Below are 12,654 nucleotides of genomic sequence, written 5' to 3'. Positions count from 1 at the left end.
CAAATGGCAGAAAAACGTAATATTTTTTTAGTGGGTCCTATGGGGGCAGGCAAAAGTACAATAGGTCGTCAGTTAGCACAAATGTTAGGCATGGAGTTTATTGATACAGATGCTGAAATTGAACAACGTGCAGGCGCAGATATTAGTTGGATTTTTGATGTTGAAGGTGAAGATGGCTTTCGTAAACGTGAAGAGCGCATCATTAATGAATTAACTCAAAAGCAAGGTATTGTACTTTCTACTGGAGGTGGTGCAATTGTATCAAAAGATAGTCGTAATTATTTGTCAGCCCGTGGGATCGTTATTTATTTAGAAACTACCGTTGAGAAACAATATCAACGTACACAACGTGATAAAAAACGTCCTTTGCTACAAAATGTGGAAGATCCTCGCCAAGTATTAGAAGATTTAGCGAAAGTTCGTAATCCTTTATATGAAGAAGTTGCTGATATTATTTTACCAACTGACGATCAAAGCGCTAAAGTAATGGTAAGTCAAATTGTTGATTTAATTGATAATCTTAACAGCTAAATTGCATCTTGAGGTATAAAAATGCTGTGCGTAAATGTAGATTTAAAAGAACGTAGTTATCCTATCTATATTGGAGAAGGTTTATTGTCTGACACACAGGTTTATCCCCTTAAAAAAGGCGATAAAGTGATGATCGTGACTAATCCTACAATTGCACAACATTATTTATCTTCTGTGACAGAAACTTTAGAAAAAATTGGCTGTTTAGTTGAAAGCGTACAACTTCCCGATGGTGAGCAATATAAAACATTAGAATCTTTAGACTTAATTTTTACCGCACTTTTGCAAGCTAATCATGGGCGAGATACGACGCTCATTGCATTAGGTGGTGGTGTAATAGGTGATGTGGCTGGATATGCTGCTGCAAGTTATCAGCGTGGTGTACGTTTTATCCAAATTCCAACCACATTACTTGCTCAAGTTGACTCTTCTGTTGGGGGTAAAACAGCCGTAAACCACAAATTAGGTAAAAATATGATTGGTGCATTTTATCAACCTTGCACGGTCATTATTGATACACTAACGCTAAACAGCTTACCAAAGAGAGAAGTTAATGCGGGTTTAGCTGAAGTTATTAAATATGGTGCGATCTTAGATCATGAATTTTTTGTATGGCTAGAGCAAAATATCAATCATTTGGTAACTTTAGAACAAGCTTATTTACAGCAATGCATCGCTCGTTGTTGCCAAATAAAAGCAGATGTTGTAGCACGTGATGAAACTGAACAAGGTGACCGCGCATTACTAAATTTAGGGCATACTTTTGGCCATGCTATCGAAACTCATCTCGGATACGGTAAATGGTTGCATGGTGAAGCAGTCGCTGCTGGCATGATGATGGCCGCCGTACTTTCTGAAAAATTAGGCGACTTATCTTTTAATGATGTTGCTAGGTTAGAAAAACTGTTGGCGCAAGCTAATTTACCTACAATTTCACCAGATACAATGAACGCTGAAGATTATTTGCCGCACATGATGCGAGATAAAAAAGTGCTTGCTGGTAAGTTGCGCCTTGTCTTACTAAAATCACTTGGTCAGGCTTATGTTGCAACTGATACAGACAAAGAATATGTACTTGATGCAATTCGTACCTGTACACAAAATAGTTAAATTTTCATGTCTAAAGACATCTCCGCTTCATCTAATCCAGTGAAATATCGCCCATTTCTAAAATGGGCAGGTGGTAAGTTTCGTTTAACGGAAGAAATCAATAAACTTTTACCTAAAGATAAAACTTGTTTGATTGAACCATTCGTAGGAGCTGGTTCCGTATTCTTAAATACAGATTTTGAGCGCTATGTTCTAATAGATATCAATCCAGATCTCATCCATTTATTCAATATCGTAAAGCAAGATGTTCAGCATTATATTGATGCGTGTAAGCCAATCTTTTTTCATCCTCAAGCTAATACAGCTGATTATTATTATAGCCGTAGAACAGAATTTAATTTATCCAAGAATATTTTTGAACGTGCTGTTTTGTTTCTATATTTGAACAGATATGGTTTCAATGGATTATGTAGATACAATGCTAAGGGAGAATTTAATGTTCCTTTTGGTAGCTATAAAACACATTATTTCCCAGAAGCTGAATTACGTTATTTTGCACAAAAAGCACAAAGAGCGGTCTTTATTTGTGCTGATTTTCAACAAGCCTTTTCGATGCTCAATGATAATGCAGTGATTTATTGCGATCCGCCTTATGCACCACTCAAGCAAAACTCAAATTTTACTAGCTATGCAGGCAATGAATTTTCTTTATCTCACCAGCAAAATTTAGCTCAACTGGCAAAAGATACTGCGCTTGAGCATAAAATCCCAGTGCTAATATCTAATCACGACACTAAATTTACTAGGGAAATTTACAAAGGTGCAAAAATTAAACGCTTAAAAGTCCAACGTTCAATCAGCCAATCATCCCATAAAAGAATTAAAGTAAACGAACTCATCGCAGTATTTAGCCATAAAAAATCTGCTCCTCAATAGAATACTTTTTCTATTGAGGAGCAGATTAAAATTTAGTAAAGAACACTTTTTACTTTTATAGTTCTTTCACAAGTTCTTTTAAATAACCTTTAAATTTTTCGCCTAATTGAGGATGTTGGATGCTATATTCAACAAAAGCTTGCATATATCCAATTTTATCTCCGCAATCAAAGGTCTTTCCTGTCATATGAAATGCTTCAACAATTTCCTTGTCAATTAACATATCAATAGCATCTGTCAGTTGAATTTCATCACCAATACCAATAGGTGCTTTTTCTAATAAATCCCAAATTGTATCAGAGAAAACATAACGTCCAACGACAGCTAAATTAGAAGGAGCCTCTTCAATTGTAGGTTTCTCTACAATATTTTTAATCTGAGTACTCTCTCCGCCATTTAAAATAATGCCATCACAATCAACAATACCATAACTGCTAATATCTTTATCAGCGACAGGCGAAACCATTATCTGGCTATTTCCTGTTTCTTTAAAACGCTTAAGCATGGCTGCCAGATTTTCTGTTTTTTGATTAGCACTAAACTCTGCGAGCAATACATCAGGTAAAACAACAGCAAAAGCTTCATTACCAACAAGCGGACGTCCACAAAGTACAGCATGCCCCAATCCTTTAGCATTACCTTGACGAACATGCATAATAGTCACATCCTTCGGACAAATAGACCGCACTTCTTCTAATAATTGACGTTTAACCCGTTTTTCCAACATTGTTTCTAATTCAAAAGAAGTATCAAAATGATTTTCTATGGCGTTCTTAGAAGAATGAGTGACTAATACAATCTCTTTGATCCCCGCATTGACACATTCATTTACCACATACTGAATTAATGGCTTATCAACCAACGTTAACATTTCTTTTGGAATAGCTTTAGTTGCTGGTAGCATACGGGTTCCTAAACCAGCAACAGGAATGATTACTTTCATTTTAACGTCCTTAAATTAGGATAATAAACAACAGCACTTTGCGTTCACAAAGTGCGGTTTCTTTTTTGAGTCAATTATTGGCGTAATAAAGATAGAATTTCTTCTGTTTTTTCTGTCATTAATTGCTTATCACCACGCGTTTCTAAATTTAAGCGAACAACAGGTTCTGTATTTGAACTACGTAAATTGAAACGCCAATTTGGATATTCAATACTGATACCATCAGTTTCATCCACGCTGATAGAGTCTTTTTCATAAGCAGCACGAACACGAGCAATAGCAGATTTCGCATCCACTAGTTTACTATTAATTTCACCTGGAGATGGATAAGTTTCAAGGCTATTACCAACTAATTCGCCTAATGACTTACCTGTGCTAGACACTAATTCCATAACAAGCAGCCAAGGAATCATTCCACTATCACAATAGAAGAAATCGCGGAAATAGTGATGAGCACTCATTTCGCCGCCATAAATAGCATCAACGGCACGCATTTTTTCCTTAATGAAAGAATGTCCAGATTTAGACATCACAGCTTCACCGCCATTTTCTTCCACTAATTTAATCGTGTTCCAAATTAAACGTGGATCATAAATGATCTTAGCACCTTTATTTTTCTGTAAGAATGCTTGTCCTAATAGACCAACGATATAGTAACCTTCAATAAAACCACCATTTTCATCAAACAAGAAACAACGGTCAAAATCACCATCGAAAGCAATACCCATATCAGCTTTATGCTCAAGCACAGCATCAATAGTATCTTGACGATTTTCATGTAGGATTGGGTTAGGAATTCCATTTGGGAAAGTACCATCTGGATTATTATGGACTTTTACAAATTCAACAGGTACACGTTTTGCACGGAATTGAGCTTCAATCGCATCAATAACATGACCAGCAGCACCATTACCTGAATTAATTACCAATTTCATTGGTTTTAGATTTTCTAAATTGATATAAGATAAGAGATGTTCAACATAGTCGCCTAATACTGAAAGCTGTTTATATTCTCCTCGTTGTGTTACTGGAGCAAAATTATTTTCTTCCGCAAGACGTTGAATATCAGCTAAACCTGTATCAGCGCTAATAGGGCGGGAGCCTTCACGTACAAGTTTTAATCCATTGTAATCCATAGGATTATGACTTGCAGTTACTTCAATACCACCATCAGCTTTTAAGAATGAAGTAGCAAAATAGACTTCTTCTGTGCCAACTTCGCCCAAATCAATGACATTCACCCCTGAATCTAAAAGTCCATTAGTTACCGCACTTTTTAATTCTTTACTGGTTAAACGAACATCTCCACCGACAACAATCGTTTTGGGCTTTAAAAATTGTCCGAAAGCACGACCAATACGATATACAATATCCACATTTAATTCATCGCCTAAACGACCACGAATATCGTACGCTTTGAAACAAGTCAATTTACTCATAATTTCTCCATATCTTACCAATTACAAAAGCCATTAAGACGGCTGTTCATCCTGTGCATCTTTAATGCGCTGGTAAATTTCCTCTCTATGAACAGAAACATCTTTCGGTGCATCAACACCAATTTTTACTTGATTGCCACGTATATTTAATATCGTGATAGAAATATCATCGCCAATGAGTAAGCTCTCGCCCACTTTTCTGGTTAATATTAGCATACAACTCTCTCATTTCATTTGAATTTATAACATCCCTATCTTTCTTAAAATCCTTATTTTTAGTTTAAATAATAAAGTGTTATCTAGCTCACATTCTACGTTATTTATTCTCACAAATAGATGAATAATATTCAAAAATGTGAGCTATAACACAAAAATTTTATTTTACAAATTGTTCTGTAACCATTCGTTACAAATCGTTAACGCATTAGAGATATTTTCTGGTTGTGATCCACCTGCCATTGCCATATCAGGACGACCACCGCCTTTACCTCCAACTTGTTGTGCCATTAAGTTAACCAACTCGCCAGCTTTAACTTTAGCAGTTAAATCAGCAGTGACGCCGACAATTAAATTAACTTTATCTTCACTCTTAGTTACAAAAGCAATTACAGCGGATCCTAATTGGTTTTTCAAATCATCAACCACAACTCGTAAGGATTTTGCATCCATCCCCTCAAGTTGCTGAACAATAACAGAAATACCATTAATTTTTACCGCACTTTTAGCAAGATCAGACCCAGCTTGCATTGCAGATTTTTCTTTTAATGCTTGTAGTTCTTTCTCCGCTTTCTTCGCTTTGTCTTGCAATTGCTGAATTTTTTCTACTAATGAATTTGTATCAGATTTCAATAAATCCGCACTTTGCATCAATAGTTCTTGCTGTTGTTGCAACCAATGAATTGCAGCATTACCAGTTACAGCTTCAACACGACGAACGCCAGCAGCAATAGCAGATTCAGAAATAATCTTGAATAACCCAATTTCGCCAGTACGTTTCACGTGAATACCACCGCAAAGCTCCACAGAAAACTCACTCATAGTCACAACACGAACAACATCACCATATTTCTCGCCAAATAACGCCATTGCGCCCTTCGCTTTTGCTTCATCAATCGGCATAACTTCAGTAACAACAGGGTGATTCGCACGAATATGTTGGTTGACAATACGCTCAACTTCAAATAATTGCGCTTGGCTAATTGCTTCAGGCTGAACAAAGTCAAAACGTAGCGCTGTGTCTGATACCAGTGAACCTTTTTGCGCCACATGAGTTCCCAGAACTTGACGTAAAGCAGCATGCAATAAATGAGTTGCACTGTGATTTAATGAAGTTTGTGTACGGCGCTCTACATCAACAACCGCATTAATAGTTTGGCCAACGCTTAATGTTCCTTGAATTAATTCACCAATATGTCCAAAAACTTGCCCATATTTTTGTGTATCTTTTACATCAAACAACATGTTCGCAGCACTTAAACGACCGCTGTCACCGATTTGGCCACCAGACTCCGCATAAAATGGTGTATTTTCCAAAATAACAACCGCACTTTGCCCAGCACTAATGCTCTCAACAGATTTACCCTCATAGAAAAGTGCGGTCACTTTTGCTAAAGATTCTGCTTCGGTATAACCTTCAAAAGTAGTAGTTCCATCTACACGAATGACATTATTGTAATCTACGCCAAATTGACTTGCAGATTGCGCACGTAAACGTTGTGCTTCCATTTCACGATCGAAGCCTTCTTCATCAATGCGAATATCACGTTCACGACAAACATCCGCAGTAAGATCTAATGGGAAACCATAAGTATCATATAATTTGAAGGCAACTTCGCCAGATAACACGCCATCTTTTACATTCGCTAACGCATCATCTAATAAAGCTAAACCACGCTCTAAAGTACGAGCAAATTGCTCTTCTTCTAAACGTAATAATTTTTCAACATTAGCCTGTTTCTCTTTAACATCCTTACCAGCTGCCGCCATTACATCAATTAATGTTGGCACTAATTTATAGAAAAAAGCACCTTTAGCACCTAATAAATGACCATGACGAACTGCACGGCGGATGATACGACGTAGAACATAGCCACGACCTTCATTAGAAGGAATAACACCATCTGCAATCAAATAAGCACAAGAGCGAATATGGTCAGCAATCACGCGTAATGATTTATTTGTTAAATCTTTTTCGCCTGTAAGTTCAGCAACCTTCGCAATTAATTTTTGGAAAATATCAATGTCATAGTTTGAATTGACATGCTGCATTACTGCACTAATGCGCTCTAATCCCATACCAGTGTCAACCGATGGTTTTGGTAATTTTTCCATTGTGCCATCAGCAAGGCGGTTGAATTGCATGAATACGATATTCCAAACTTCAATATAACGGTCGCCATCTTCTTCTGCGCGGCCTGGTAAACCGCCCCAAATATGATCACCATGATCATAAAAAATCTCTGTACAAGGACCGCAAGGACCAGTGTCCCCCATTGCCCAGAAGTTATCAGAAGCATAAGGAGCCCCTTTATTATCGCCTATGCGGATAATATGATTTTCTGGCACACCAACTTCCTTATGCCAAATATCATAAGCTTCATCATCAGTTTCATACACGGTGACATATAATTTTTCTTTTGGTAAACCAAGCCACTGTGGTGAAGTTAAAAACTCCCAACCAAATTTAATTGCATCTTGTTTGAAATAATCGCCAAAACTAAAATTTCCAAGCATTTCAAAGAAAGTATGATGACGAGCGGTATAACCAACATTTTCTAAATCATTATGTTTACCACCAGCACGCACACAGCGCTGCGCTGTGGTTGCTCTTGAATAAGAACGTTTATCTAAACCAAGAAAAACATCCTTAAATTGATTCATACCTGCATTAGTAAAAAGTAAAGTTGGATCATTTTCTGGTACCAAAGAACTACTATCTACAACTTGATGCCCTTTGCTGTGGAAAAAATCCAAAAAAGCCTGTCTAATTTCTGCTGTTGTTTTCATTAAAAAACCTTGTTGTATCTTGTTAATCTGGGAAAAAACTTGCTTATTGTTGCACATTTTTTACATTTATAAAAAAACTTTTTAGCTGATTTCTATATTCTTTTAAGTTATAACAAAGAGTATCTCAAAACTATATTTTAGCACCAATAAAAAAGGGCAACTGACGTTGCCCATCATTAATATTTGTTATCCTTATTCTTCTCTAAGTGGTACTACTAACATATCCACTTTAATTGAATTCATCACTTGACGCGTTGAGGACATTAATTTACTCCAGAAATCTTGATGATGACCTGTAACTAATAGATCAACTTGGTATTGCTCAATAGCATCAGATAAAACTTGACCTAAATCACCACTACCACTCAATTTTTCAGAAACTGGATAGCTAGATTGTTCTGATAGCTCAATCAAGGCTTGATGTGTTTCCGTTGAAATTCTATCTTGGATTGAAGACATATTAACATCGATTAAACCCGTATAAAGATCGGAAAAATTCACATCAACATGAATAATAGATAATTTTGCATCATGCTGTTTCGCTATTTTTGCTGCTTTTTCAAGCAAAAATCCACTTTCATCTGAAAGATCCACTGCGACTAATACATGTTTATACATAATTGCCCCCTTCTTTTGAGTAAGTTTAACTAATTGTTGGAATTATACTAACATTGCAAAAAATAAAAAAAATTGCGCCAGATCACAGTTTAAAAAAAGTTTCATTTTTTTGTTCATATCAGGCTATGGTATTCTTGTTTCCAATATTATTTACTCCACGAGATTGATTTATGACCTACAATATTCAAGATTTTATTCGTATCATCGCTCAATTGCGTAACCCTAATGGTGGCTGCCCTTGGGATTTAAAACAAGATTATCATTCGATGATTAGTTGTTTAACAGAGGAAACTTATGAGGTCATTGAAGCAATAGAACAAAATAATATGCCTGACCTAAAAGAAGAATTAGGGGATTTACTCTTACAGGTCGTATTCTTTAGCCAACTCGCTACGGAAGATCAATATTTTACTTTTGATGATGTAGTACATAATGTCATAGAAAAAATTCTGCGCCGCCACCCACATGTTTTTGGCGAACAGAAAGCGAATAATGCTGAAGAAGCGCTACAAAATTGGAACAAAGTAAAACAAAGTGAGCATATTGAAAAAGGTCATCAATCTATTTTAGATAATGTTCCTCATGCTTTTCCAGCATTAATGAGAGCAGAAAAATTACAAAAACGCTGTGCAAAAATTGGCTTTGATTGGGATCAAGTCGCTCCTGTTATCGCTAAGGTGCAAGAAGAATTGGAAGAAGTTAATCAGGAATATCAAGCCAATCATATTAATCAAGCCAAAATTGAAGAAGAAATTGGCGATCTTCTCTTTGCTGTGGTGAATTTAAGCCGTCATCTAAAATGTAACCCAGAAGAAAGCCTACGCAAAGCAAATCAAAAATTTGAACGTCGTTTCCGAGCTGTTGAACAAAAACTACGAGAAGCGAATAAAACCTTTGAAAACTCATCTTTAGCTGAAATGGATATTTTTTGGGATGAAGTGAAAAAAGATGAACTAGCACAAACGCAACAAGGAAAATAGTATTATGAAACTTGTGCGTGTTGCTCTTGCCGTTCCTTTATTCAGTTGTTTTGATTATCTCATTCCAGATGATCTTTCTGCCACTATTGGTTGTCGCATATTAGTGCCTTTTGGCAGACAAAAGTTGGTCGGTATTGTGACAGACTTGCCCGAGCAAACAGATATTGCGACCTCACAATTAAAAAGCATTATTAATGTTATTGATGACAGTTCGATTTTTACCCCTGAGTTATGGCGCTTATTACATTGGGCAGCTAGTTATTATCAATCGCCCTTAGGCGAAGTTTTAATCAGTAGCTTACCGACTAAACTACGCCAAGGAGAAAGTGCGGTAGAAAAATCCACAATTTTCTTTCAATTAACGGAACAAGGACAACAAGCTCTCAAAGATAACAGCTTAAAGCGAGCCAAAAAACAGCTTGAGGCACTAAATTACTTACAACAACATGCCACAGAAAAAAATAACAATCCTTTCCCTAACCAAATTTGGGCAGCATTAAAAAGCAAAGGATATGTACTTGAACAAGAGATCTCAAAACCAAGTCTATCTTGGCAACAAAAATTAAATCATCAACCCATTGCACAAGCAGGCGATCGCCTTAGACTAAACCAAGAACAAACGTTGGCACTCAGCCAATTGATCTTTCAATCGGGATTTACTAGCTGGTTATTAGAAGGCGTAACAGGCTCTGGAAAAACAGAAATTTACCTTCAATTTATTGAGGAAATTTTAAAGCAAGATAAACAAGTTTTAGTGCTAGTACCAGAAATTGGACTTACCCCCCAAACTGTTCAACGTTTTCGAGCAAGGTTTCATGTTGAAATTGATGTGCTACATTCAAACTTAAATGACACGCAGCGCTTACATGTGTGGCAACGCGCTAAAAATGGCGAAAGTGCGGTCATTATTGGCACAAGATCCGCTTTATTTACGCCCTTCAAAAAGCTTGGCTTGATCATTATTGATGAAGAACATGATCTTTCTTTTAAACAACAAGATAGCTGGCGTTATCATGCCAGAGATCTTGCGGTAGTTTATGCTAAACAACTTGATATTCCTATTGTATTAGGCTCAGCAACACCAAGTTTAGAAAGTATCAATAATGTGCAACAAGGTAAATATCGCCATATTACTTTGCAAAAAAGAGCTGGAAATAGCACCGCACTTCGTTATTCTGTCATTGATTTAAAGCGACAAATTGTGCACAACGGGTTATCTGAAACCTTATTAGGCATGATGAAAAGCCATTTAGAAAAAGGCAATCAAGTCTTATTGTTCTTAAATCGCCGTGGCTTTGCGCCTGTTTTACTTTGCCACGAATGTGGTTGGATCGCAGAATGTCAACATTGTGAAAGACCTTATACTTATCATCAACAACAACGCGCGCTACGTTGTCATCATTGTGGCACACAAAAACCGATACCAATGCAATGCGGAAATTGTGGCTCCACGCATTTAATTACGACAGGTATAGGCACTGAACAGCTAGAAGAAACCCTAAGCCAGCGCTTACCCACCTACAAGATTACCCGAATTGACAGAGATAGCACCTCACGCAAAGGAAAATTGGAACAATACCTACAAGAGATCCAATCAGGCAAAAGCCAAATTCTAATTGGCACGCAAATGCTCGCCAAAGGGCATCACTTCCCTAATGTCACTTTAGTTGCGCTATTAAATGTGGACAGTGCACTGTTCTCAACAGATTTTCGTGCAGAAGAACGTTTAGCGCAGCTTTATATTCAAGTTGCAGGGCGAGCAGGTAGAGCGGAGAAACAAGGTGAAGTTGTGTTGCAAACACACTACCCAGATCATCCGTTATTAGTGAGTTTATTAAGTCAAGGCTATCCTCATTTTGCACAACAAGCCTTAAATTTACGCAAGAATATGGGATTGCCACCATTCAGTGCCCAAGCCTTATTTAAAGCACAGAGTCGCTATTCCCAAGAAGCAGAAGAAACCTTAAGCCAAATTGCAGAATATTTTCGTAATGCAACAAACAAAAACCTACAAATTTTAGGCCCAATCCCTGCACCTTTCAGTAAAAAAGCGGGGCAATATCGTTGGCAACTTTTATTACAGCATCCTTCTAAAATAGAGCTGCAACAGCTTTTACATGCTTTCCAACAAGAAAACGGGCTTAAATTAAAGCAAGTGCGGTTAGTTTTAGATGTAGATCCGTTAGATTTAAGCTAGCACTGGATTAGTGCTAGCTTTTTAAGTAGAATTGCGCTTATTTTTTTATTGATTACTCATTATTCAGGATTTTATTGTGGCAAAAGACTATATCGCAAATACAAATTCTAAAAAGAAGAAACAAAAAAAGGGACAAAGTAAAATCTTATTAATTTCTTTGGTACTTTTGATTATTTTAGGCTTTGCAGCTGGATTATATTTTTTAAAAACAAAAACTAAAAATACAACTACACAAGTATCGGCTAAACCCGAAAAGCCTAAAAGTGTTCTACCAACCCCACCAGAAGAAGTGTGGAGCTATATCAAAGCTTTAGAAACAAGAACTGTTCCCGTTGATAATAATGCCAAATCTTTAGAAAAAGATATGCGTTTAAGTGAAGAACAGAAGAAAATTTTGCTAGAAATGGAAAAAGAGCAGAAAGCAGCTGAACAAGCAAGAATTAATCAAATTGAAGAACGTAAAAAAATAGAAGAACAAAAAGCTAAAGAGGACAAACTACCAAAATCAACAGTAACGACTGATAAACCAAAAGTAGAAGTTAATAAAATAGAGAAAAAAGCTGAGGTTGTGACGGCTAAGCCAACTCAAAGCGTACAAACAACCCAAAATAAGCCAAGTACAAATTCATCCGAGAAGAAATTTGGTTTGCAATGTGGTGCATTCAAGAACCGAGCTCAAGCAGAAAATATGCAAGCACGTTTATCCATGGCTGGATTTAATGCTCGCGTTAATAGTAGCGAAGATTGGAACAGGGTTGTTGTTGGTCCAGTCGGTGATCGTAATGCCACTAAAGCGGCATTAGATAAAGCAAAATCTATTGGTAATTGTGTCATTATTGGTATGTAATCAATATTAACCTCATTTATTAAGACCTCTTAAATTTGTGAACAATGTCGCAATTTTTAAGAGGTCTTTTTTTATACTTTGAATCCCTTTGAGCCTCTCCCATAATT

The 12,654-nt window shown here is 36.7% G+C and carries 11 protein-coding genes; 6 read left to right on the top strand and 5 right to left on the bottom strand.

Going from position 1 to position 12,654, the window contains the following annotated elements; all coding sequences use genetic code 11:
* Nucleotides 1-3 precede the first annotated feature (3 nt).
* From aroK to B0186_RS10590, 3 genes are read left to right on the top strand one after another with little or no spacing between them, the layout of a single operon-like run.
* Nucleotides 4-531: a shikimate kinase AroK gene (aroK, locus tag B0186_RS12070; protein ID WP_078219341.1), complete on the top strand. Its 528-nt coding sequence runs from the start codon at nt 4-6 to the stop codon at nt 529-531.
* Nucleotides 532-552: 21 nt separating this feature from the next.
* Nucleotides 553-1,641 carry a 3-dehydroquinate synthase gene (aroB, locus tag B0186_RS10595; protein WP_078219338.1) on the top strand — a complete coding sequence of 363 codons (1,089 nt, stop codon included), beginning with the start codon at nt 553-555 and terminating at the stop codon, nt 1,639-1,641.
* Nucleotides 1,642-1,647: 6 nt separating this feature from the next.
* Nucleotides 1,648-2,517, top strand: a complete 870-nt coding sequence (locus tag B0186_RS10590) for a Dam family site-specific DNA-(adenine-N6)-methyltransferase (RefSeq protein ID WP_078219337.1) — start codon at nt 1,648-1,650, stop codon at nt 2,515-2,517.
* A 55-nt stretch (nt 2,518-2,572) separates the two neighbouring features.
* Here the strand turns inward: B0186_RS10590 and galU are convergent, their stop codons facing one another.
* From galU to uspA, 5 genes are all read right to left on the bottom strand, one after another.
* Nucleotides 2,573-3,460 carry a UTP--glucose-1-phosphate uridylyltransferase GalU gene (galU, locus tag B0186_RS10585; protein ID WP_078219336.1) on the bottom strand — a complete coding sequence of 296 codons (888 nt, stop codon included), beginning with the start codon at nt 3,458-3,460 and terminating at the stop codon, nt 2,573-2,575.
* Nucleotides 3,461-3,534: 74 nt separating this feature from the next.
* Nucleotides 3,535-4,899, bottom strand: a complete 1,365-nt coding sequence (locus B0186_RS10580; protein ID WP_078219335.1) for a phosphohexomutase domain-containing protein — start codon at nt 4,897-4,899, stop codon at nt 3,535-3,537.
* Between the two features lie 33 nt (nt 4,900-4,932).
* Nucleotides 4,933-5,115, bottom strand: a complete 183-nt coding sequence (gene csrA, locus B0186_RS10575; protein ID WP_078219334.1) for a carbon storage regulator CsrA — start codon at nt 5,113-5,115, stop codon at nt 4,933-4,935.
* A gap of 165 nt (nt 5,116-5,280) precedes the next feature.
* Complete coding sequence (gene alaS, locus B0186_RS10570) at nt 5,281-7,905, bottom strand: alanine--tRNA ligase (RefSeq protein ID WP_078219333.1); 2,625 nt, start codon at nt 7,903-7,905, stop codon at nt 5,281-5,283.
* 192 nt (nt 7,906-8,097) lie between these two features.
* Nucleotides 8,098-8,523 (bottom strand): universal stress protein UspA, encoded by a 426-nt coding sequence (gene uspA, locus B0186_RS10565; RefSeq protein ID WP_078219332.1) that lies wholly within the window; start codon nt 8,521-8,523, stop codon nt 8,098-8,100.
* Nucleotides 8,524-8,693: 170 nt separating this feature from the next.
* Here uspA and mazG point away from each other — a divergent pair, with 170 nt between their 5' ends.
* The 3 genes from mazG to ftsN all read left to right on the top strand — a co-directional run bounded on the left by mazG (nt 8,694) and on the right by ftsN (nt 12,547).
* Nucleotides 8,694-9,503, top strand: coding sequence for a nucleoside triphosphate pyrophosphohydrolase (gene mazG / locus B0186_RS10560; RefSeq protein WP_078219331.1), 810 nt, complete (start codon nt 8,694-8,696; stop codon nt 9,501-9,503).
* Between the two features lie 4 nt (nt 9,504-9,507).
* A complete protein-coding gene (gene priA, locus B0186_RS10555) occupies nt 9,508-11,700 on the top strand; it encodes a primosomal protein N' (protein WP_078219330.1) in 2,193 nt (730 codons plus the stop codon).
* A gap of 73 nt (nt 11,701-11,773) precedes the next feature.
* A complete protein-coding gene (gene ftsN / locus B0186_RS10550) occupies nt 11,774-12,547 on the top strand; it encodes a cell division protein FtsN (protein ID WP_172459660.1) in 774 nt (257 codons plus the stop codon).
* The last annotated feature ends 107 nt before the right edge of the window (nt 12,548-12,654 follow it).

The organism is Canicola haemoglobinophilus, from assembly GCF_002015075.1.
Classification (GTDB): domain Bacteria; phylum Pseudomonadota; class Gammaproteobacteria; order Enterobacterales; family Pasteurellaceae; genus Canicola; species Canicola haemoglobinophilus.
The sequence above is the reverse complement of the archived record's forward strand: the minus strand, read 5'-3'. Positions and strand labels throughout refer to the sequence as shown.